Raw genomic sequence first — 21,749 nt, 5'->3', positions numbered from 1 at the left:
AACCCACAACCCGGAATACGCCCCCAGCCGGGGTCTGGTGGGCGGGTATTTGTTTATAAGATACAGGTGTGGACCGCACCGGGAATTTTAACTTTCTTGTGGGGCGCCGGGCGTAAAACGCCGGGCGCCTTTGCCGTTTCAAGCCTCAGGGATTTCGCCATGACCGCTTCATCAAGCCCGCAAGCCGGCCCGCTCGATTTCTTCTGGTTCATCCCGACGCATGGCGACGGCTCCTATCTCGGCTCCGAACAGCAGCAGCGGCCGCCGGAGTTCGCTTACTTCAAGGAGATCGCACAGGCCGTCGACCGGCTCGGCTTTCCCGGCGTGCTTTTGCCGACCGGGCAGAATTGCGAGGATTCGTGGATCACCGCCTCCGGCCTTGCAGCGCTGACGGAAAAGCTCAAATTCCTGGTGGCGCTACGGCCCGGCGTGACGTTGCCCACCTTCGCGGCGCGCCAGACGGCGGCGCTCGACCGGCTGAGCAATGGCCGCCTGCTGCTCAATGTCGTGGTCGGCGGCAACCCGACCGAGCTTGCCGGCGATGGCGTGTTCCTGCCGCATGACGAGCGCTATGCGCAGGCGCAAGAGTTTCTGACCATCTGGCGCGCGCTGGTGTCGGGCGAGAGCGTCAACTTCAACGGCAAATATTACCGCGTCGACAATGGCCGTCTTGATCTTCTGCCGCAACAGGAGCGGCCGCCGCTCTATTTCGGCGGCTCGTCCGATGCCGGCCAGGAGCTCGCCGCCGATCTCGTCGACATGTACCTGACCTGGGGCGAGCCGCCGGCGCAGGTGGCGGAAAAACTCAGCGCGGCGCGCAACAAGGCTGAACGGCGCGGCCGCAAACTGCGTTTCGGCATCAGGCTGCATTTCATCGTGCGCGAGACCGAGGAAGAGGCCTGGCGCGCCGCCGACCGGCTGATCAGCCACGTCACCGATGCCCAGATCGAAAATGCCCAGGCCCGCTTCACCAAGGAGATGGACTCTGTGGGACAGCGGCGCATGGCCGAACTGCATGGCGGCCGCCGCGACCGGCTGGTGGTGTCACCCAATCTGTGGGCCGGCGTCGGCCTGGTGCGCGGCGGCGCCGGCACCGCGCTGGTCGGCTCGCCGGAGCAGATCGTCGAGCGCATCCGCGAGTATCAGGCGATCGGCATCGACACCATCATCGGCTCTGGGTACCCGCATCTCGAGGAAGCCTACCGTGTCGCCGAGCTTCTGTTCCCGCGTCTCGGCCTGGGCACCAGGCGGGCACGGGCGCATGAGAACATCGCCAATGAATTCGCCGTCGGCTTCCACGGCGCCAACCGCCTGCAGGCCTCGTCGTGAGTTTTGCCCGGCGCGTCAAACAGAACGGCATCGGCTGGCTGCTGCCGGCGCTGGTCATAATTGGCTGGGAAGCCGCCAGCCGCGCCGGCGTGATGCCGGCCAATGTGCTGCCGGCGCCGAGCGCGGTGGCCGAGGCCTTCTGGCGGCTGACGCTGTCGGGCGAGCTGATCGAAAACATCGGCGTCAGCACGCTGCGTGCGCTGGCCGGCTTTGCCATCGGCGGCTCGATCGGCTTTGCACTCGGCCTTGCCAACGGGCTGTCGGCGCTCAGCCGCGGCCTGACCGACACGACGCTGCAGATGATCCGCAACATCCCGCATCTGGCGCTGATCCCGCTGGTCATCCTGTGGTTCGGCATCGACGAGGAAGCAAAACTGTTCCTGGTGGCGCTCGGCGTGTTCTTCCCGATCTACGTCAACACGCTGCTCGGCATCCAGAGCGTCGACCCGCAGCTGGTCGAGATGGGCCGGGTCTACGGCATGGACCGCCGCGCGTTGTTTTTTCAGGTGATCCTGCCCGGCGCGCTGCCGGCGATCTTCGTCGGCCTGCGCTATGCGCTGGGCATCATGTGGCTGACGCTGATCGTTGCCGAAACCATCTCGGCCAGTTCCGGCCTCGGCTACATGGCCATGCAGGCACGCGAATTCCTGCTGATCGATGTGGTCGTGCTGTCGATCCTGATCTATGCGCTGCTCGGCAAGCTTGCCGACAGCTTCGCCCGCCTGCTCGAGCGGCTGTCGCTCGGCTGGCATCCCGCCTTCCAGAACGCCTGAGGGTTCGATGCCAACCGCCAGCCTGACCGCCATCCGTTCCTTCGTCGCCGCGCCGGAACCGTCACGGCCGGAGGAGGCCGTCGAAAGGCAGCGCGCCTTTGCCTTCAAGGGCATGGAAAAGCGCTTTGGCGACAAGGTCGTGCTCGACTGCATCGATCTCGACGTGCCGGTCGGGCAGTTCGTTGCCGTCATCGGCAAGAGCGGCTGCGGCAAGAGCACGCTGTTGCGGCTGCTGGCCGGGCTCGACCGGCCGACGGCAGGATCGCTGACATTCGGGCCGGAAGCCAAGGCCGGCGCTGGCGAAGAGAGCCGCTTCATGTTCCAGGAGCCGCGGCTGTTGCCCTGGGCCAGCGTGGTGAAAAACGTCGAGGTCGGGCTGACCGGGCTTGCCACCGGTGCGGAAGCCAGGCGGCGCGCGCTCGCCATCCTGGGTGAAGTCGGCCTCGCCGACCGCGCCGACGAATGGCCCTCGGTGCTGTCGGGCGGCCAGAAGCAGCGCGTGGCGCTGGCGCGTGCACTGATCGGACAGCCTCGGATCCTGGCGCTCGACGAGCCGCTCGGCGCGCTCGATGCGCTGACCCGCATCGAAATGCAGCAGCTTCTGGAACGTATCTGGCTGGAGCAAAAATTCACCGCCGTGCTGGTGACGCATGACGTCGCCGAGGCGGTTGCGCTCGCCGACCGGGTGGTGGTGATCGACGAGGGCCGCATCGCGCTCGATCTCGACGTGTCGGTGGCGCGGCCGCGCCGGCGCGGTTCGGTCGAGCTTGCCAGGCTGGAGGGCAGGATTCTGGATCAGCTGTTCGGGTAGAGCTGTCGGGGCAGGGCATTCTATCCGAACCGGATAGATAGGTAACAGAATGGACCGGCAATATGGGGTGGCTGTTTTCTCGCTCGCCGGGTTGTGCCTTTTTGCGACTGCGGGTTTGACCAGCGCCTTCCCCCACTCCGTCACCGCTTTGCGGCGCCACCTCTCCCCCCTCCGGAGGGAGAGGAAGGGAGCCAGGCCGCATAAGTTCGCGCCCCTGCAAGGCTCGCGCCTTTCCTCTCCCCCGTCGATCGGGGGAGAGGTGTCGAGCGAAGCTCGACGGAGTGGGGGTCGATCTGTGGCGGTCGACTTTCGTCGCAACTCACCCCGGCGAACGGCTCGCCCATACCAGCCCGGCGAAACCGACCAGCATGGTCACGATGCCGATATAGAGCCATTGCGACTGGCCGGTCATGAAGCTGCCGCCGACCACGCCAATGCCTTGCAGCGACCACAGCGCGCCGATGGCCAGCACGATCAGAGCCAGCAGATATTTGAACAGTCTCATCGTTGGAATCCCTTTTCAAAGTCGATCGTCAACTGCGCCATGACCGTGATGACAGAGCGAAAGGACGGCGCCCAATCGCGCTCTCTTCTACTTGTACTATAACGTCCTGCCTTGCTCACGGAATCTGTGAAACAGCTCGCAATATCGCCGGCGATACGGCCGCGCCACACGAAAGATGCCTGACAAACTGTTTCCCAGCGACTCCAAACGTGTGCCGGTGCCACGGAACTGCCTGATGCTTGCCGCATTTCCTGCCTTATTCGACACTTAACGGCTGGGGTCTGTCGAAAACGGAGCCAATCCCCCCAACATGAAGAAAACAAACCAGACCGCGCTTGTCGCGGTAACGATCGCGGCTGGCCTAATGGTCGGTGCATCCGCCTCCTCCGCCGCTGGCCAGTGCGGCCGCGCCTCCTGGTACGCACTGCATTCCAGGACCGCGAATGGCGAACGCATGAACCCGTCGGCGCTGACCGCCGCGCACCGCAGCCTGCCTTTCGGCACCAAGTTGAAAGTGACCAACCAGAATAATGGCCGCAGCGTCATCGTGCGCATCAACGACCGCGGCCCGTTCATCAAAGGGCGCGTGCTCGATCTGTCCAAGGGCGCCGCCGGCCAACTCGGCTTCATCGGCTCCGGCCATACCTCGGTGTGCATGGCGCGCGTCTAGATCTGTCCAAGTCCGGCCCGATCGGGCCGGACACATCCTGCCCCGTCGTCCAACAGCCTTGCATTTTGCAGTGCACATTGAGCCGGCTGCACCCGCCCAACGCGGTTTCTCAAGGCCTTGGACGAAAGATTGGCATATGTCACGCCACGTGACGTATTGCATCGCAGCAATATCTTGTTAACCTCCGCGCGAGACATTCAAGGCTCGGCGCTGTCCGTCGTCCCTTCGGTCACGGCAGCTGCGGAGTACCTGATGTTCTATCAGCTCTATGAAATGAACCATGCCGCCTTGCAGCCCGCGCGGCTTTATGCCGATGCAGTGCGGCTGTTCTACACCAACCCGCTCAATCCGTTTTCGCATACGCCGTGGGGCCGCTCGGTCGCCGCCACCGCCGAACTGTTCGAGCGCACGACGCGCCGCTACAGCAAGCCGCATTTCGGCCTGAGCAAGACCGTGGTCGACTGGAAGAGCGTTGAGGTCAGCGAAAAGACGGTGTGGTCGAAGCCGTTCTGCAATCTTACCCGCTTCGAGCGGTCGGTGCCCGCCGGGCGAAAGGCCGACCCCAAGCTTCTCATCGTGGCGCCGATGTCGGGTCATTATGCGACGCTGCTGCGCGGCACGGTCGAGGCGATGCTGCCCTATGCCGACGTGCACATCACCGACTGGGTCGATGCCCGCATGGTACCGGTGACTGACGGCCATTTCGACCTCGACGACTATATCGACTACATCATCGACATGCTGCATGCGCTGGGGCCGGACACCCATGTGATGGCGGTGTGCCAGCCTTCGGTGCCGGTGCTGGCAGCGGTGGCGCTGATGGAAAAGCGCGGCGATCCCTTCGTGCCCTCGACCATGACCCTGATGGGCGGGCCGATCGACACACGCCGCAACCCGACCGCGGTCAATCTTCTGGCCAAGGAAAAGGGCATCGACTGGTTCCGCGACAACGTCATCATGCATGCGCCATGGCCGGTGCCGGGCTTCGGCCGCGAGGTCTATCCGGGGTTCCTGCAGCTGTCGGGCTTCATGAGCATGAACCTCGACCGCCACATCACCGCCCACAAGGACTTCTTCATGCATCTGGTCAAGCATGACGGCGACAATGCCGAGAAGCACCGCGATTTCTACGACGAATATCTGGCGGTGATGGACCTGACGGCGGAATTCTATCTGCAGACCGTCGACACGGTGTTCGTGCGCCATGCGCTGCCCAAGGGCGAGATGACGCATCGCGGCGAGGTGGTCGACACCAAGGCGATCCGCAATGTCGCGCTGTTCACGGTCGAAGGCGAGAACGACGACATTTCCGGTCTCGGCCAGACCCAGGCCGCGCATGATCTCTGCCCCAACATCCCGGCTGACCGGCATGCGCATTACATGCAGCCGGCCGTCGGCCATTACGGCGTCTTCAACGGGTCGCGATTCCGCTCGGAGATCGTGCCGCGCATCGTCGATTTCATCACAAGCTACGGCCGCCAAACACGCGTAGCGGTGAAACCCAAGCTGGTCCGCTCCGCCAAAGGCTGAGGCTCGATCCGGCTGCAGCGTGCATTGCCCGCAAAAGCGAGGCGATTTTGCGCGCCACAGGCGTTCTGTTGCACAATAGACGCTGTTGGGCGGGCGCGGGTAACCATGCCGAAGAATCTGGCTCCCCCCATAATTGACACGGAGTGTAAATCCCCTTTAACCTTTCGTTAAGAACAAGGGCGAACGGGGACAATGACTTCCTCACCGATGGCACGGACGCTGCGCCTGTGGGCGGCAGCAGGGCTGGCGATCTCTGTATGCTGGGCGATGCCGGCACTTGCAGGCGGCGCCATGGCGACGGGCGGCATGACCTCGCAGCCGATCGGCCACTATGATTTCTGTAAAACCCAGCCCGGCGAATGCTCGATCCGGCCGAGCAACCTCAACCCCGCCGCGATGACCGACGCCTTCATGCGCAAGCTGATCAACGTGACGTCAAGGGTCAACGCCGCCGTCAAGCCGATGAGCGACTACGACATCTATGGCAAGGACGAGGTCTGGGCCTATCCCGACAAGGGCGTCGGCGATTGCGAAGACTATGTGCTGGAAAAACGCCGCCAGCTCTCGCGCTCGGGCGTGTCGCTGGCCGATCTCTTGATCACCGTCGTGCGCAAGCCGGACGGCGAAGGCCATGCCGTGCTGACCGTACGCACCGACAAGGGCGACTACGTCCTCGACAATCTGACCGACAAGGTGAAGATCTGGGACGCCACCGGCTATCGCTTCCTCAAGCGGCAGGCCATCGACAACACCGGCCGCTGGGTCTCGATCCGCGGCGGCCAGCAGGTGCTGGTCGGCGCGGTCCAGTAAATAAGGACGATGCATGTGAGCGCGTTGCTGCGAACAGCTTCGTCGGAAGCCCGCGGCTAATAACTTTCACGAGATAACCGCAAGTCGGCGCTGCCCCTCATTGCCCTGCCGGGCATTTCTCCCCGTATAGTGACGGGGAGAAAGATGCTGCCATCGGTGATTTCGCCAATCGTCAACGTTGCAAAATAGTCGCCGGCAGGCGGATGAGGGCAGCGCTGCCCTCGAAATCTTATCTCTCGAAACGCCTCCTCAAAAAATTTCGCTACCTGCGTGAACCAAACCGTCTCCAGCGGCGACACACAGCCGTAAACAGAAACCCAACCATGGAGACTTCAAATGACTGCTTTCCTGCGTAATGCTTTCCTCGCCGCCATCGCGGTATCGTCCCTGGCCGGATCCGCTATGGCCGACCAGACCGGCTGCGCCAAGAACAACCAGTGGGGCAATCGCTGTTGCGATCTCACCTCGGACTGCCTGGGTGGCGGTCGCGGCGGCGATCATGACAGCACTGGCGGCCGTGGCGGCCAGGCCGGCGCGAAGTAATCTCGCTATATGCCCGCTGGCTAACGGCCGGCGGGCATCGCCTTCAGGATGAAATGCCGGCGCTATTGATGAGCATTCGTGGCCTTGGCGCCGCCCTACTTACGCCGCTCCAGTGCCGCCCGGATCGAGCCGGTGATGCGGGCAAGCTCGGCTTCGTCCAGCTTCTCGATGTTTTCGGCCAACAGATTGGCCAACTCGGTGGCAGCAGGACTGAGGCCGGACGTATCGAGTCTCACCCGCGGATGTGAGGCCTCGGCCAGACGCGCCAGCTCTTCGGCATCGTCCCAGATGACGTTGAAATAGCCGATGATCTTCTGGATCAGCGTCCAGGTCGGCGCGCCGCGGCGGCCATGTTCCAGCGCCGACAGATAGGCGGCGCTGACTCCGATCGCCTGCGCCATGTCCTTCTGGCGCAAGCCGCGCTCGGCTCGAAGCGCCCGCAGTTTTTCGCCGAACGGCGTCATCAGCGGGTTCGCCTGAGCCGAACGTAGAGCGCGCCCGAACCGCCGTGGTTGCGGGCGGCGTGATCGTGGCTGGAGACCAGCGGCCGGAAGGCAGGCGTCGACAACCAGGCAGGCACGGCGCGCCGCAAGACGCCGTCGCCGCCCGACGACGACCCTTTTCCCGTAATGACTAGGACATAGCGGACCCCGCCGGCATGGGCCCGGTGCAGGAACGAAAACAGCAGCGAATAGGCCTCGTCCTGGGTCATGCCATGCAGATCGACGCGGCCTTCGATCGGCAGCCGGCCCTTCTTCAGCTTGTCCAATGTCGGCTCGTCCAGCGCGTGCGATACATGCTGCGCCTTCGGCTTGGCGGCGAGGACCGGACCGACAGCGACCGGCGTCTGTGCCGGCTTGGGGTCGACGACAATGTCGGGAATCTCGACCGCAGTCCGGCCCTTCAACGGTCGGGCGGTGCGCGCCACCAGGTTCCACAGCACCCGGTCGTCTTCATTGAGTTTATCGGGGCGCTTGTTCATCGATTCGATTCCGAAACGAGAGCGCGTGGAACCAAGGCATAGAAATCGGCCGCATTGCGAACGACGCCGGCGATCTCGCCGGCCGCATCGCCGGAGCCGGCGAACAGATCGCCCCGCGCCGGCCCGGTGATGGCCGAACCGGTGTCCTGCGCAATCATCAGCCGCCGGAACGGTTTTCCATCGAAGGCGGTCAGCGACGGAGCGTCGATGTAGAAGGGCGTGCCGAACGTATGCAGCAGCCGGTCGACGGCGAGCGAGCGGCCGGGCGTCAACGGCACCTTGGCGGCGGCGATAGGACCGAGTGCGGCATCGTCGACATCGGCTTCGCGAAAGAAGATGTAGGAGCGGTTCTGCCAGAGGATCTCGTCGACGCGATCCGGATGCGCCCTGAACCAGGCGCGGATAGACTGCATCGTCACTTTTTCCAGTCGGATTTCGCCGAGTTCGGCGAGAATCTTCCCCGGACCGCTGAAACGTTGGCCGGATTTGGCGGCGTAGGTGACGCGGCAAAGCCGGCCGTCGGTCATCTTCAGCCTGGCCGCACCTTGCACATGGATGAAGAAGACGTCGACCTTGTCGGCAAGCCAGGCGATTTCCAGGCCTTGGCCGGCCAGCGCGCCTCTCTCGATCTCACTGCGGTCGAAATACTCCACCAGGCCCTGCGGCGTATCGCGGGCGAAGGCGAGATAGTCGTCCATCCCTCGAGGACGGTTGGCATCATCGATGTCGACGAGATCGGAAGGCCGCGCCAGCAGCGGCACCGTGAATTCATCCGTGCGCACTGGTGAGGCCTCGGCCTCGGGCTCGTAGAAGCCGGTGACCAGGCCGAGGTTTTCGGATCGAATCTGGACCGGGGCGAAATGGCGCTCGAAAAAAGCCTTGGCCGCCGACCGATTCGCCGGCGAAACGGTGCGCGCCTCGTCATAGGCGCCGGCAAACGCGTTGAACCGGACGCCCAACGAACCGGTGCGGTAGGGCTTGTTCAGGACATGAAAGGCCGAACGGCGGAAGGCTTCGAAAGCGGGCAGATGGTCATCGGAATTCCAACCGGGAAGATCATCGAAGGACTTTTCCACGAAAAGCGGCGAGAGCGACACCTCAGCCTCGCCACTGCCGATGTTTGCCTGCATGTCGCTATCCCAAAAAAGCTGCCCGCACCGGGCGACATGCATAGGCTCAGTCTTCTTCCTCGGTGGCGACCAGCTTCCAGTTCGGATCGCGCGAGCGTGTGTCGCGGGCGAAGGTCCAGACATCCTTGACCTCGGCCACCGTCTCGGGATCGCCATCGATGACGGCACCCGCCTTGTCGCGGGTCGCCGAAATCAGTTCGCTCACGATGCGCAGCGTGATGTGGGCCTCGCCGCCCTTCATCTCGGCCGAGACGATGTCGGCCTTGTCGATGCCGACGAAGGAGGACTGGATCTTTTCGGCTTTCGCCTCGCGGTCGCCAATCGCGGCAACGAAGCCGTCAAAAACCTCGCGCGACAACAGGTTCTTCAGCGTTTTTCGGTCGCCATCGGCATAGGCCATGACAATCATCTCGTAGGCCATCTTGGCGCCGTCGACGAAGACTTTGGGGTCGAAGGAGGGATCATTATCCTTGATCGCGCGCAGGCCCTTGTTGAGGTCGGTGTCGGGCTTGGCGAAGGCATCGATGGCCGCGTAGGTCTCGGTCTCGCCCGGCATGCGCTTGCGTGGCAGCGAAACCACATTTTCGGGCTTCTGGGTCGCGTCCTTCTCGGTGCGGCTGGCCGTGTACGGATCGAAGGGCGGGCGCTCGCTGCCCGTGCGGCGGCCAAGCACGTTGCGCAGCTGGAAAAAGATCACCACCGCCGCAATCAGAAAGAAAATGGTGCCGAAGTCGAAGAATCCCATATCTTTCGCCAATCAATCCCTGACTTGGCCGGGACCGCCAGCCAATCGGGCGGCGGTCGCATGGCGTTAAACATGCAAAGCATATAGAACGCATGGCGCAATCATTCAAATCAAAGGCAGGCATACCTATCTAACGGCCTCAGTGCCAGCGGCGATTATGCGCCGCCCGGCAAACATGGAAACGATCGGTCAAGACTTGCGCATTTCCTTCCTTCCTCTGTTCCTGCTTGCGCTGCCGCTGCTGGAAATCGCCGGTTTCGTCATTGTCGGCCGCGAGGTCGGGGCGCTCGCCACGGTCGGCCTGGTGCTGGCTTCAAGCATTGCCGGCGTGCTTCTGCTCCGGCACCAGGGTTTTGGCGTCATGGCGCGGGTCCGCGCCGAGATGGCCGGCGGCGGCGACCCCAGCCGCCAGCTCGCGCATGGCGCCATGATCGTGGTCGCCGCGATCCTGTTGATCATCCCTGGCTTCATTACCGATATTATCGGCCTGCTGCTGTTCCTGCCGCCGGTGCGCGACCTTGCCTGGCGCAAGCTCAAGGGCCGCATCGTCGTCGCGACCGATTTCACCGCCGGCGGTTTTCGCGGCAGGTCGCGCGACAAGGTCATCGACCTCGACGACCGCGACTATTCGCGCGAGGACGATTTCAAGCGCGGTCCCGACCATAACTCGCCGTGGCGCCGCCTGAAGGACGACTGAACGTCACCTTGCCAACGACTGACTATTGACCCCTTTCGGCCTGAAGGCGGCAAACCTTGTCTTGTCTTGCCGACCATGCTAGCCAACGCCCGATTTCAATTCGGTCAGCGCTGCTGTCCAGGCAAAAGGAACAAGGCTCATGGCCAGCAAAGATGACGCGCCGGTCGGCGCCGCCAACGGCAACGGCGAAACGGCGCAGCCGTCGCTCAACGTGCTTGCCCAGTATGTGAAGGACCTGTCCTTCGAAAGCCCCGGCGCGCCGAACTCGCTGCGCGGCCGCGACAAGGCCCCAGGCATTGCGATCAACGTCAATGTCAACGCCAACCCGCTCTCCGACAAGCAGTTCGACGTCAATCTGACCTTGAACGCCAAGGCGTCCTTCGACCAGGAAGTGCTGTTCAATGTCGAACTGGTCTATGGCGGCGTCTTCGCCATCGCCGGCTTCCCGCAGGAGCACATGCTGCCGATCCTGTTCATCGAATGCCCGCGGCTTTTGTTCCCGTTCGCCCGCCAGATCATCGCCGAAGCCACCCGCAATGGCGGCTTCCCGCCGTTGATGCTCGACCCGATCGATTTTGCACAGATGTTCCAGCAGAAGCTGGCCGAGGACCAGGCGGCATCGAAGGTCAAGGTGAGCTGAAGGCAAGCGTCACGCGCATGAGTTGAAAGCCCGGCTTCGTGCCGGGCTTTTAGTATACTGAGATGCTGGCGGGACAGCACCCCCTCTGCCTCGCCAGGCATCTCCCCCTCAAGGGGGGAGATTGGCCGTCATCGCGACCTTCGCCAAATTTAGACGTTGCAGGAATGGGCTGGAGCGGCGAAGCTGCTGATCTCCCCCCTTGAGGGGGAGATGGCCGGCAGGCCAGAGAGGGGTGTGACGGAACGCTACCTCCGCGATCCGTTCACCCCGCCGCCACCTTCAGCCACAGCGCCTTTTCACCGAGCGTCGCCACCAGCCCCGCATGCGCCGCTCGCTCGCCCTCGGTCAGGCGCGGCGGCAGGGCGATTGGCCTGGCGGCGATCGAGATGTCGATATCGGCAACGTCGCCATTGCTGTTGAGCTGCACCACGACGGCGTCGAGGACAAGTGCGGCCTGCTTGCCGCCGATGAGTTCGATGTAGACTTCGGCCAGGAGCTCGGAATCGAGCAGCGCGCCGTGCTTGGTGCGGTGGCCGTTGTCGATGCCGTAGCGGCGGCAGAGCGCGTCGAGCGAATTAGGGCCCATCGGATGCTTGCGCCGCGCCAGCGCCAGCGTGTCGACGACGCGCCCGGTGTCTATGGCCGGCTGGCCGAGCCGCCCGAATTCCGTGTTGAGGAAGCCGATGTCGAAACTGGCGTTGTGGGCGACGAGCTTGGCGCCGTCGGTGAAGGCGAGCCATTCCTCGGCGATTTCGGCAAAGGTCGGCTTGCCGACGAGGTCGGCGGCGCTGATGCCGTGCACGGCTTGCGCCTCGACATGGACGGCGCGCCCCTGCGGATTGATGAATTTGTGGAAGGTGCGGCCGGTCGGGAAGCGGTTGACCAGCTCGACGCCGCCAAGCTCGATGATGCGGTCGTCGCGCATGTCGAGTCCGGTGGTTTCGGTATCGAAAATGATTTCACGCATAGAATCAACCTACTCCTGGAGGAGTAGAATCATGGAGCGGAACAAAATGGCAATGGGTAATGCCGACAGCCTGCCGTCAGGGGCCTGATGGGCGCGACTTATCCCCCAGGAGTTAGCAGGCGAGCTCAGCGTCCTGAGAGCTCGGCAATGATCGCGCCGACCGCGGTGCGGGCGGCGTCCATGCCTTCACCGGTGTCGATGACGAAATCGGCCTGCCGGCGCTTTTCGGCGTCGGGCACCTGCTTGGCCAGGATTGCCGCCAGCTTTTCCTCACTCATGTCAGGACGCGCCAGCACGCGGGCGCGCTGGATATCGGCCGGCGCGGTGACGACGACGACCTTGTCGACACGGTTGCGGCCGCCGGTTTCGAACAGCAGCGGAATGTCGAGCACGACGAGCGGCGCGCCGGCGGCGCGGTGCCTTGCCAGAAAGGCATCGGCATCGGCCCGCACCAGCGGATGGACGATCGCCTCCAATGTCTTCAGCGCAGCAGCGTTGCCGAGCACGCGGCGCGCCAACTCGGTGCGGTCGACCGAACCGGCAATCACGGTGCCGGGAAAGGCCGCCTCGACGAGAGGTGCTGCCTTGCCGGCATAGAGGCGATGCACGGTCTCGTCGGAGTCATGCACCGGCACGCCGGCGTCGACGAACATTTTCGCCGTCGTCGACTTGCCCATGCCGATCGATCCGGTGAGGCCGAGCACGGTCATCATTTGGCGCCCATCATTGCGACCCATCATTTGGCGAGGATGTCGGCGACGATCATCTGTCGCAACTCAGGCGTGACCTGCGGCATCTTGCCGAACCAGCGTTCGAAACCGGGCACAGCCTGGTGCAACAGCATGCCGAGCCCGTCGACCGTCTTCAAATTTCTCGCGCGGGCAGCGGCAAGCAGCGGTGTTTCCAGCGGCACATAGACGATGTCTGCGACAATGGCGTGAGCTGGCAGGCCGGCCGGATCGGCGGCCAGCGTCGCATCGCCATGCATGCCAAGTGCCGTCGTGTTGATCAGCAAGCCGGCATCGCCAAGCAAGTCGCCGACCGCGCCATGCGCCGAGACGCCGGCCCCGAAGCGGTCGGCGAGTTCCTGCGCCCGCGCCAGTGTGCGGTTTACGATGCGGATATCGTTGATGCCGCGCACTTTAAGCGCGTGGATGACCGCGCGCGACGCGCCGCCGGCGCCGAGCACCACGGCCGGAGCGTTTCTCTCCCAGCCCGGGGCATGCTCGTCGAGATTGCCGGCAAAGCCGATCCAGTCCGAATTGCCGCCCCACAGCACGCCGTCGTCCAGCCACAGCATGTTGACCGCGCCGATCATCTCCGCCGCTTCGTCGCGGCGCTCGACCCGGGCGAAGGCGACTTCCTTGTGTGGAATGGTGACGTTGCCGCCCTGATAGCCATTGGCCTCGAGCGACGAGAGGAACTCGGGAAAATCGGCCGGCGCGACATCGATCGCATAATAGCTGCCGTCGATGCCGTATGTGTTCAGCCAATAGCCGTGGATCTTCGGCGAGCGCGAATGCGCGATCGGATGGCCGGTGACGAAAGCTTTTTTCTCAACCATCGATGGCTCCGAGCGCACGCAATTCCGCCAGCACCGGTAACAGGGGCAGGCCGACAATGGTGAAATAATCGCCTTCGATCTTTTCGAACAGCTGGATGCCTTCGCCCTCGATCTGGTAGGCGCCGACGCTCGACAACGCCTTGGCGCCGACGCGGGCCAGGTGCCGGCCGACGAAGGCCGGATCGAGCTTGCGCATGGTAAGGCTGGCGATGCCGACATGGCGCCACAGCACCTTGCCGTTGCGGCAGAGCACGGCGGCGCTGTTCAGCTGATGCGTCTTGCCTGACAGCGCCAACAGATGGCGGCGGGCGCCTTCCATGTCGGCCGGCTTGTGGAACACTTCATCTCCCAGTGACAAAGTCTGGTCGCAGCCGAGCACCAAGGCGCCCGATCTGCGTTCGCTGACCTCGGTCGCCTTGGCTTCGGCGAGTATCAGGGCGACATCTTCCGGCGACACACCGCTGTCCTGCAACGGCGCCTCGAGCGCACGCTCGTCGACATCGGCAGGCACCGCTTCGATGCCGAGCCCGGCATTGATGAGCATTGCTTTGCGGAACGGGCTGCCGGAGGCGAGGATGATTTTTTCGGTCATGGGTTCTGGGCCTGGTCGATAGTGGTTGATTGGGGCAGGAGGTCGCGTTGCCATCCCATCATCTATTCTTCCCCCGCAGGGCAACAATGGCTGCCGCGGTCTCTTCGATCGAGCGGCGGCTGACGTCTATCATCGGCCAATTGTGGCGGGTGCAGATCTGGCGGGCATAGGCGAGCTCTTCGGCGATCGAGGCACGGTCGACATAATCGGTCGCTTCGTAGGTGCTGCTGTTGCCGAGCACGCGGTTCTGCCGGACATGCGAGATGCGTTCGGCGGTGGCGATCAGCCCGACGATCAGCGGCTTGGTGGCAGCGACCAGGCTTTCGGGCACCGGCACGCCGAGCACGATCGGGATGTTGGCGGTCTTGATGCCGCGGTTGGCGAGATAGATGCTGGTCGGCGTCTTCGATGTCCTGGAAATGCCGATCAGCACCACATCCGCGTCGTCCATATTGAGCGGCAGCTGGCCGTCATCATGCTCCATGGTGAAATTGAGTGCGTCGATACGGTGGAAATATTCGGCGTCGAGCACATGCTGGGCGCCGACGCGGCGGCCGGCCGGCGTGCCAAGATAGGACTGGAAGACGGTGAGGACCGGCTCCAGCACCGAAACACAGGGCAGCCCCATGGTGGCGCAGCGCTCGTCAATGCCGCGCGCCAGCTTCTGGTCGACGACGGTGTAGAGGATGATGCCCGGTTCCTCCTCTATGTCCTCGAAGACTTTCGCCACCTGCTTTTCGGTGCGGATGAGCGGATAGATATGCTCGATGGCTCGCGCATCCTTATATTGCGCCGAGGCGGCTCGGCCGGCCGCCAGCAGCGTCTCGCCGGTGGCGTCGGAAATCAGGTGCAGATGAAAGAAGCTCTGGGGTTTGTTCACAGGGGGCGCCTCAGGCTGTGGGCTTGTGTGGATAAATAGGGACCGCAAAGGCGACCGGCTGGAGGCGACTGTATCAGAAGGCCAGTTGTCCACAATTCGATGCGCTGTCAGCTCCACGGTGCGGCTGGGGACAAATCTGGGGACGGGCGTTTTTGCCAGCGCTTCATCCACAGAGGCGGTTTTTCAGCTGCTACGCCAAACCATTGACTCCAGTGATGGAATCCTGGTCATCCACAGTCTTTGCCAATCCCGCGGAAGAAACACGCGACAAAATGCTGGCTGGCCTTTTCCAGGGCAAAGCGGGACAGGTGACAACCACCGATACCAACAGACTCTTAGAATCAGAAGATTCTAGAAATAGACTATTTAATTATAGAGAAGGCAGGGAAGAGAGCGCTCAATGCCCGAGAACCGCATCGTGCTGGACGTGCTGAGAGGCGAGGCAGTGTTTCCGCCGCCGCTCTGGATGATGCGCCAGGCCGGGCGCTATCTGCCGGAGTACCGCGAGACCAGAAAGCGCGCCGGGTCCTTCCTCGATCTTTGCTACAATCCTGATCTGGCCGTTGAGGTGACGCTGCAGCCGATCGAGCGCTTTGGCTTCGATGCCTCGATCCTGTTCTCGGACATTCTGGTCGTGCCGCATGCGCTGGGGCGCGATGTCCGCTTCGAGGAGGGCCGCGGGCCGCTGCTGACGCCAATCACTGCAGCTGAGATTTCGGCTCTCAACGGCGAAACGTTTCACGTGAATCTCGAACCGGTCTACGAGACGGTTCGCCGGCTGCGGGCAAGATTGCCTGACGAGACCACGCTGATCGGCTTCTGCGGCGCGCCGTGGACGGTGGCGACCTACATGATCGCCGGCCACGGCACACCCGACCAAGCGCCGGCGCGGCTGTTTGCCTATCGCGAACCGACGGCCTTCAAGCATCTCCTGAAAGTGCTCGCCGATCACTCCGCGGCCTATTTGATCCGCCAGATCGAAGCCGGTGCCGACGTGGTGCAGATTTTCGATTCCTGGTCCGGCGTGCTTGATGATGCGTCTTTCGAGCAGTTCTGCGTGCAACCGGTGGCGGAGATCGTCAGGCAAGTTCGTGCGGTTCATCGCGATGTTCCGATCATAGGCTTTCCCAAGGGCGCCGGCGCCCGCTACGAGACCTATCGTGAGAAGACCGGGGTGACGGGGCTGGGGATCGACTGGACCGTGCCCCTGTCGGCTGCGAACGAACTGCAGCATTCAGGTGCGGTCCAGGGCAATCTCGATCCCTTGCGGCTTGTGGCTGGCGGCAAAGCCCTGTCGGACGGCGTCGATGCGATCCTCAAGGCGCTGGGCGACGGACCGCTGATCTTCAATCTCGGCCATGGCATTACGCCGGAGACGCCGGTGGCGCATGTCGAGGCGATGGTGAAGCAGGTGCGGAGCGCGACACGCTGATGGCTCAATCGGATAATACGGGCGGCAACAGCACTCGTGGGGCGATGATGCGCATGACCATCGGCATCGGAGTGCTGGTTGTTCTCACCGCACTTTTGTTTTTCTTTGCGCCTGAGGGTTTCTATCCCTGGGCGAAGGCAATCCATATCCTGGCCGTCATCTCCTGGATGGCCGGCATGCTCTATCTGCCGCGATTGCTGGTCTACCACGCCGACGCAGAGAAGGGGTCCGTCCAATCGGAGACCTTCAAGGTGATGGAGCGGCGTCTGCTGCGCGGCATCATCAATCCGGCGATGATTGTCACCTGGGTGTTCGGGCTTTGGCTTGCCTGGAAAGTGTTTGGCTTTCACGGCGGCTGGCTGCACGCCAAGATGGGCTTGGTGCTGTTGCTGTCGGGCGTGCATGGCTATCTGGCCGGTGCTGTCAGGAAATTCGCCGAGGACCGCAATGAAAAACCGGCGCGGCACTGGCGAATCGTCAACGAGATCCCCACATTGCTGATGATAGCCATCGTCATCCTGGTTGTCGTCAAGCCGTTCTAGGCCCATTTCGGTCGACAAAACGCAGCTTGCTCTTTCCCCCGACCGACGATAAAAGACGGGTCTTCCTTCCCGTCATGCGCCGCCCTTGATTGCTTTCGGCCGCGCCCGGCATTTATCGCATCCAGCCGATATATTTTCCCCAAAGCAGATTCAGAGTCCGTCTATGCAAGAAATGAAACTCGCAGAGTTCAAGAACAAGAAGCCGCCAGAGCTGATCGCCTATGCCGAATCGCTCGAAGTGGAAAACGCCAGCGTCATGCGCAAGCAGGAACTGATGTTTGCCATCCTGAAGAAACTGGCCGCCCAGGACGTCGAGATCATCGGCGATGGTGTGGTCGAGTTGCTGCAGGACGGTTTCGGCTTCCTGCGCTCAGCCAACGCCAATTATCTGCCGGGTCCCGACGATATCTACATCTCGCCCTCGCAGATCCGCCGCTTCTCCTTGAAGACCGGCGATACCGTCGAAGGGCCGATCCGCAGCCCAAAAGAGGGCGAGCGCTATTTCGCCCTTCTCAAGGTCAACACGATCAATTTCGACGATCCCGAAAAGATCCGTCACAAGATCCATTTCGACAATCTGACGCCGCTCTATCCGACCAAGCGGCTGAAGATGGAGATCGACAATCCGACCGGCAAGGACATCTCGTCGCGGGTGATCGACCTGGTGGCGCCGATCGGCAAGGGACAGCGCGCGCTCATCAACGCGCAGCCGCGTACCGGTAAAACGGTGCTGATGCAGAATATCGCCCACTCGATCACGGCCAATCATCCGGAATGCTATCTGATCGTACTTCTGATCGACGAACGGCCAGAAGAAGTGACCGACATGCAGCGTTCGGTGAAGGGCGAGGTCGTGTCCTCGACCTTTGACGAACCGGCGGTGCGCCACGTCCAGGTCGCCGAAATGGTCATCGAAAAGGCCAAGCGCCTGGTCGAGCATGGCCGCGACGTCGTTATTCTGCTCGATTCGATCACCCGCCTCGGCCGTGCCTACAACACCGTTGTGCCGTCCTCCGGCAAGGTGCTGACCGGCGGTGTCGACGCCAACGCGCTGCAGCGGCCGAAGCGCTTCTTCGGCGCGGCCCGCAACATCGAGGAAGGCGGCTCGCTGACGATCATCGCCACCGCGCTGATCGACACCGGCAGCCGCATGGACGAAGTCATCTTCGAAGAGTTCAAGGGCACCGGCAACTGCGAAATCCAGCTCGACCGCAAGGTCGCCGACAAGCGCATCTACCCGGCCATGGACATCTTGAAGTCAGGCACCCGCAAGGAGGACCTGCTGGTCTCCAAGCAGGATCTGCAGAAGATCTTCGTCCTGCGCCGCATCCTGGCGCCGATGGGAACCACCGACGCGATCGAGTTCCTGATAGACAAGCTGAAGCAGACCAAGACCAACGCCGATTTCTTCGATTCAATGAACACGTAAGCAGTTTCACCGGATCATCGGTCATGCATGAAACCCCGTTCCGGGAAACCGGGACGGGGTTTTTCATTGCGGGGGCAAACAGGTCGCATTTCCGACAGGGCGTGGCCTTGGGCGGCAATTTCCATCGCCGTCGTCATGCGAGTAATCCGTCTCGAAGATCGGAGGCCGCATGAAGAAAACAATCCCGACCCTGATCGGCTTCTCGGCCATTCTGACATGGTCGTTCCTGGCGCTGCTTTCGACTGCGGCTGGACCGATTCCGCCCTTTCAGCTGGCGGCGATGACATTTCTGCTTGGCGGGTTGGTCGGCGCGTCGAGCTGGCTTGTCCGTCCGGCGGCGACCAAGTCGCTGCGCCAGCCGTGGCAGGTCTGGGCGCTCGGCACAGCGGGGCTGTGCATCTATCACTGCGCCTATTTCTTCGCCATCCAGTCGGCGCCGCCGGTCGAGGTCAGCCTGATCGCCTATCTCTGGCCGTTGCTGATCGTCGTCTTTGCCGCCTTCCTGCCTGGAGAAAAGCTTAGGGCCCATCACATCGCCGGCGTCGTGCTCGGCCTTGCCGGCGCCATTGTGGTGATCACCAAGGGCGGCACGATCGGACTGGCCAATGGTGTGATGAAGGGGCATGTCATCGCGCTGTTCTGCGCTTTCATCTGGGCCGGCTATTCGGTTTTATCGCGCCGCTTTGGCAAGGTGCCGACCGATGTCGTCGCCGGTTACTGCTTCATCACGGCTGCGGTCGCCTTGGTGCTGCACCTGACGCTTGAGGCTACCGTCTGGCCACAGACGGCGACGCAGTGGAGCGCCATCGTCATCTTGGGCGTAATACCGCTAGGCGCCGGCTTTTACGCCTGGGACTATGGCTGCAAGCACGGCGACATGATGATCCTCGGCGCCCTCTCCTACGCGGCGCCCCTCTTCTCGGTCATCGTGCTTCTGCTGGCAGGCTTTGGTGTGTTTCACTGGTCGGTGGCTGTTGCTTGCATCCTGATCACGGTCGGAGCGGTGGTCGCAGCCAAGGATTTGCTGTTCGCGCCGCGGCCGCCATCCATTGATGTGACGCGGCTTCCTTCGGCCTTGGACGGAAACACGGGTTGCCGGGGTCGCAACAGCGGCTCGGTTCCTACGGATCCGGCCCCACGGGCATGATAGCCGGTGCATAGCTCCGGTCTGCCGGTCTGCGGTCGGAAGCCACTGGCCAATGTAAGTCGATTCGCATCCGTTCCGATCGCGAAGGCGATAGGCGTGACGCGGTCGGAATTTCCGATTCGCAACCGGAATGAGGCTTGCTCCATTGGGCGATGGGCTCCAGCTTCACGGTCGCGGGCCAGGAACAGGCATTGACGATGCCGGCCTGCCGTAGGGCTTGCTGGCCCGCCCAGAACTGCTTGGCGTCGGGATTAGGCCCGCCTGCTCGCACATGGATGACAAGGCGGCTATACAGATTTGGTAATGTCCGGCCGCTCCTCGCGATCGTCCTTGATATTGACGAACAGCCGGTTCATGACGGCCGCGACACTGTGGGATTGTTTGATCGGACAGCTAGGCGACCGGTGAGAACGGGCAAATGATTTCAGGCGATTCGATCGTTGCGCTTTCCAGCGGGCGCCTGCCCGCCGGCATCGCTGTCATCCGCATTTCCGGACCGAGGACTCGATTCGTTGTCGAAACGGTGGCCGGTGGCACGGTCAAGGACCGGGTTGCGACCCTGCGCAAGCTTCGAACGGTGGACGGGTCGCTTATCGACAACGGCCTGGTGCTGCTTTTTCCGGGGCCGAACAGCTTTACCGGCGAGGATGTCGCCGAGTTCCACGTGCATGGCGGTCGCGCCGTCGCCGGCAAGATGCTGGAGATCATTGCCGCGTTTGAGGGCGTGCGTCATGCGGAACCTGGTGAATTTACGCGCCAGGCTCTTCTCAACGGCAAGCTGGATCTGGTCGAAACGGAGGCGTTGGCCGATCTGGTCAATGCCGAAACCGAAGCGCAACGGCGCTTTGCCGTGCAGAATGCCGAAGGAGTGCAAGGCGAACTCTATCTTGGCTGGCGCCGTCGGCTGATCCATGCACGGGCGATGATCGAGGCGGAAATCGACTTCGCCGACGAAGACGACGTGCCCGGTTCGGTTTCGGACACGGTTTGGTCCGATGTGCGCGCAATGGTGGGCGAGATCGGCCGGCATGTCGATGGCTTCCATGCCGCCGAGATCATCCGTGACGGGTTTGAGGTTGTCATCCTCGGTGCACCGAACGCCGGAAAATCCAGCCTGTTCAATGCGCTAGCCAGGCGTGAGGCGGCGATTGTTACCGACGAGCCCGGCACGACGCGGGATTTGCTCGAAGTGGTGCTGGATCTCCACGGAGTGCTGGTCAGGGTAACCGACACCGCGGGCCTGCGCGAGGCGCCCGGCAAGATCGAAGCGGTCGGTATCGAAAAGGCGCGGGCCAAGGCGCACACGGCTGACCTGGTGCTGTTGCTGGAAGATCTGGCGGACCCGACTGCGATCGGCAACATGCCTGTCGACGCCCCGGCTTTGAGAATCGGCACCAAGGTCGATCTCTTGAAAGGTTCGCCGCGATTGAAGGCCTATGATGCGTTGATCTCGACGGTGGACGGCACTGGTCTGGCTGAACTCCTGGCCGAGATCGGCAGGCGCGCCGCGGCTGCTATCGGCGATGCCGGTGACATCCTGCCGTCTCGGTTGCGGCATGTGGAGCTGCTCAATGAGACCAGGCACTTTCTGATCTCGGCTTTGTCCGGGCAAGAGCGCGGCCAGGAGCTGCGGGCGGAGGAGCTGCGTCTTGCGGCGGACCGGCTTGGCCGGATTGTCGGCGCGGTGGATGTCGAGGACCTGCTGGACGTGATCTTTTCGCAGTTTTGCATTGGCAAGTGACTCACGTGAAACATGACGGGGCGCTGGTATGAGTGACTCACGTGAAACATAGGGGGCCGCCCAAGTGCGTTTCACGTGAAACGAGACGGTTGGCAAAAGGGCAAGTGGCCGAAAGCCTGCACCGCCCCTCATTGTCCCCGTTCATGGGGAGAAGATGCCGGAAGATAGATAAGGGGCAGCGCCAAACGAGGCTTCGCCGCTTCCCTGACTCATGTGAAACACCTCTGCGGCTTTCAGCACTCCGTTCCCCGTGAACGAATCAACCTGCAATCCTTGACAGCGTCCTCTCG

The 21,749-nt window shown here is 62.8% G+C and carries 25 protein-coding genes; 14 read left to right on the top strand and 11 right to left on the bottom strand.

Going from position 1 to position 21,749, the window contains the following annotated elements:
• The first annotated feature begins 159 nt into the window (after positions 1-159).
• The 3 genes from ssuD to NKH54_RS28430 are packed head-to-tail and all read left to right on the top strand — an operon-like array spanning position 160 to position 2,913.
• Positions 160-1,329, top strand: coding sequence for an FMNH2-dependent alkanesulfonate monooxygenase (ssuD, locus tag NKH54_RS28440; protein WP_023672092.1), 1,170 nt, complete (start codon positions 160-162; stop codon positions 1,327-1,329).
• Positions 1,326-2,102, top strand: coding sequence for an ABC transporter permease subunit (locus tag NKH54_RS28435; RefSeq protein WP_023672093.1), 777 nt, complete (start codon positions 1,326-1,328; stop codon positions 2,100-2,102). The genes ssuD and NKH54_RS28435 overlap by 4 nt, the downstream gene beginning before the upstream one ends.
• Before the next feature lie 7 nt (positions 2,103-2,109).
• Entirely contained in the window at positions 2,110-2,913 is an 804-nt protein-coding gene (locus tag NKH54_RS28430) for an ATP-binding cassette domain-containing protein (RefSeq protein ID WP_023672094.1), read from the top strand.
• 319 nt (positions 2,914-3,232) lie between these two features.
• Here the strand turns inward: NKH54_RS28430 and NKH54_RS28425 are convergent, their stop codons facing one another.
• Positions 3,233-3,418, bottom strand: coding sequence for a hypothetical protein (locus NKH54_RS28425; protein WP_023750996.1), 186 nt, complete (start codon positions 3,416-3,418; stop codon positions 3,233-3,235).
• 310 nt (positions 3,419-3,728) lie between these two features.
• On the opposite strand from NKH54_RS28425, the gene NKH54_RS28420 reads away from it, so the two are divergent.
• From NKH54_RS28420 to NKH54_RS28405, 4 genes are all read left to right on the top strand, one after another.
• Positions 3,729-4,088 (top strand): septal ring lytic transglycosylase RlpA family protein, encoded by a 360-nt coding sequence (locus NKH54_RS28420; protein WP_023672096.1) that lies wholly within the window; start codon positions 3,729-3,731, stop codon positions 4,086-4,088.
• 252 nt (positions 4,089-4,340) lie between these two features.
• The gene (locus NKH54_RS28415; protein ID WP_023686051.1) at positions 4,341-5,618 is read left to right on the top strand and encodes a polyhydroxyalkanoate depolymerase; all 1,278 of its coding nucleotides are present in this window, start codon (positions 4,341-4,343) and stop codon (positions 5,616-5,618) included.
• Between the two features lie 192 nt (positions 5,619-5,810).
• A complete protein-coding gene (locus tag NKH54_RS28410; RefSeq protein WP_353029442.1) occupies positions 5,811-6,428 on the top strand; it encodes a transglutaminase-like cysteine peptidase in 618 nt (205 codons plus the stop codon).
• A gap of 336 nt (positions 6,429-6,764) precedes the next feature.
• Positions 6,765-6,971, top strand: coding sequence for a hypothetical protein (locus NKH54_RS28405; RefSeq protein ID WP_023672099.1), 207 nt, complete (start codon positions 6,765-6,767; stop codon positions 6,969-6,971).
• A gap of 95 nt (positions 6,972-7,066) precedes the next feature.
• Here NKH54_RS28405 and NKH54_RS28400 read toward each other — a convergent pair whose 3' ends face one another.
• The 4 genes from NKH54_RS28400 to NKH54_RS28385 form a co-directional block, all read right to left on the bottom strand.
• Complete coding sequence (locus NKH54_RS28400; RefSeq protein WP_023672100.1) at positions 7,067-7,435, bottom strand: helix-turn-helix domain-containing protein; 369 nt, start codon at positions 7,433-7,435, stop codon at positions 7,067-7,069.
• Positions 7,435-7,953: a Smr/MutS family protein gene (locus NKH54_RS28395; RefSeq protein WP_023692923.1), complete on the bottom strand. Its 519-nt coding sequence runs from the start codon at positions 7,951-7,953 to the stop codon at positions 7,435-7,437. The genes NKH54_RS28400 and NKH54_RS28395 overlap by 1 nt, the downstream gene beginning before the upstream one ends.
• Positions 7,950-9,050 carry a murein transglycosylase A gene (gene mltA, locus NKH54_RS28390; RefSeq protein ID WP_352539090.1) on the bottom strand — a complete coding sequence of 367 codons (1,101 nt, stop codon included), beginning with the start codon at positions 9,048-9,050 and terminating at the stop codon, positions 7,950-7,952. Before mltA ends, NKH54_RS28395 begins: the two co-directional genes overlap by 4 nt.
• Positions 9,051-9,129: 79 nt before the next feature.
• On the bottom strand, positions 9,130-9,828 hold the full coding sequence (locus NKH54_RS28385; RefSeq protein WP_353029441.1) for a Tim44/TimA family putative adaptor protein: 699 nt from the start codon (positions 9,826-9,828) through the stop codon (positions 9,130-9,132).
• Positions 9,829-10,024: 196 nt separating this feature from the next.
• On the opposite strand from NKH54_RS28385, the gene NKH54_RS28380 reads away from it, so the two are divergent.
• Positions 10,025-10,525 carry an FxsA family protein gene (locus NKH54_RS28380; protein WP_023698096.1) on the top strand — a complete coding sequence of 167 codons (501 nt, stop codon included), beginning with the start codon at positions 10,025-10,027 and terminating at the stop codon, positions 10,523-10,525.
• A 139-nt stretch (positions 10,526-10,664) separates the two neighbouring features.
• A complete protein-coding gene (secB, locus tag NKH54_RS28375; RefSeq protein WP_023672105.1) occupies positions 10,665-11,165 on the top strand; it encodes a protein-export chaperone SecB in 501 nt (166 codons plus the stop codon).
• Positions 11,166-11,427: 262 nt separating this feature from the next.
• Here secB and dnaQ read toward each other — a convergent pair whose 3' ends face one another.
• From dnaQ to NKH54_RS28350, 5 genes are all read right to left on the bottom strand, one after another.
• Positions 11,428-12,132 (bottom strand): DNA polymerase III subunit epsilon, encoded by a 705-nt coding sequence (gene dnaQ / locus NKH54_RS28370; protein WP_023698097.1) that lies wholly within the window; start codon positions 12,130-12,132, stop codon positions 11,428-11,430.
• A 125-nt stretch (positions 12,133-12,257) separates the two neighbouring features.
• Complete coding sequence (coaE, locus tag NKH54_RS28365) at positions 12,258-12,842, bottom strand: dephospho-CoA kinase (RefSeq protein ID WP_023698098.1); 585 nt, start codon at positions 12,840-12,842, stop codon at positions 12,258-12,260.
• Positions 12,843-12,868: 26 nt separating this feature from the next.
• On the bottom strand, positions 12,869-13,696 hold the full coding sequence (locus NKH54_RS28360; protein ID WP_023698099.1) for a shikimate dehydrogenase: 828 nt from the start codon (positions 13,694-13,696) through the stop codon (positions 12,869-12,871).
• Positions 13,689-14,288 (bottom strand): Maf-like protein, encoded by a 600-nt coding sequence (locus NKH54_RS28355; RefSeq protein ID WP_023698100.1) that lies wholly within the window; start codon positions 14,286-14,288, stop codon positions 13,689-13,691. The genes NKH54_RS28360 and NKH54_RS28355 overlap by 8 nt, the downstream gene beginning before the upstream one ends.
• Before the next feature lie 58 nt (positions 14,289-14,346).
• Entirely contained in the window at positions 14,347-15,285 is a 939-nt protein-coding gene (locus tag NKH54_RS28350; protein WP_444848996.1) for a pyruvate, water dikinase regulatory protein, read from the bottom strand.
• A 283-nt stretch (positions 15,286-15,568) separates the two neighbouring features.
• Between NKH54_RS28350 and hemE the strand changes: the two genes are divergently transcribed.
• From hemE to yddG, 4 genes are all read left to right on the top strand, one after another.
• Positions 15,569-16,600, top strand: a complete 1,032-nt coding sequence (gene hemE, locus NKH54_RS28345) for a uroporphyrinogen decarboxylase (protein WP_023687594.1) — start codon at positions 15,569-15,571, stop codon at positions 16,598-16,600.
• Positions 16,600-17,142 (top strand): protoporphyrinogen oxidase HemJ, encoded by a 543-nt coding sequence (gene hemJ / locus NKH54_RS28340; protein ID WP_023692917.1) that lies wholly within the window; start codon positions 16,600-16,602, stop codon positions 17,140-17,142. The genes hemE and hemJ overlap by 1 nt, the downstream gene beginning before the upstream one ends.
• A gap of 163 nt (positions 17,143-17,305) precedes the next feature.
• The gene (rho, locus tag NKH54_RS28335) at positions 17,306-18,571 is read left to right on the top strand and encodes a transcription termination factor Rho (RefSeq protein ID WP_023672113.1); all 1,266 of its coding nucleotides are present in this window, start codon (positions 17,306-17,308) and stop codon (positions 18,569-18,571) included.
• Positions 18,572-18,740: 169 nt separating this feature from the next.
• Positions 18,741-19,718: an aromatic amino acid exporter YddG gene (gene yddG, locus NKH54_RS28330; protein WP_353029440.1), complete on the top strand. Its 978-nt coding sequence runs from the start codon at positions 18,741-18,743 to the stop codon at positions 19,716-19,718.
• Between the two features lie 287 nt (positions 19,719-20,005).
• Here the strand turns inward: yddG and NKH54_RS28325 are convergent, their stop codons facing one another.
• On the bottom strand, positions 20,006-20,074 hold the full coding sequence (locus tag NKH54_RS28325) for a hypothetical protein (protein ID WP_353029445.1): 69 nt from the start codon (positions 20,072-20,074) through the stop codon (positions 20,006-20,008).
• A gap of 62 nt (positions 20,075-20,136) precedes the next feature.
• Between NKH54_RS28325 and mnmE the strand changes: the two genes are divergently transcribed.
• Positions 20,137-21,459 (top strand): tRNA uridine-5-carboxymethylaminomethyl(34) synthesis GTPase MnmE, encoded by a 1,323-nt coding sequence (gene mnmE / locus NKH54_RS28320; RefSeq protein ID WP_353029439.1) that lies wholly within the window; start codon positions 20,137-20,139, stop codon positions 21,457-21,459.
• Positions 21,460-21,749 lie beyond the last annotated feature (290 nt).

The organism is Mesorhizobium sp. M1004 (assembly GCF_040318795.1).
In the GTDB taxonomy this organism is placed as follows: domain Bacteria; phylum Pseudomonadota; class Alphaproteobacteria; order Rhizobiales; family Rhizobiaceae; genus Mesorhizobium.
Note: the sequence above shows the minus strand (reverse complement) of the source record. Positions and strands in the feature narration are given on the sequence as shown.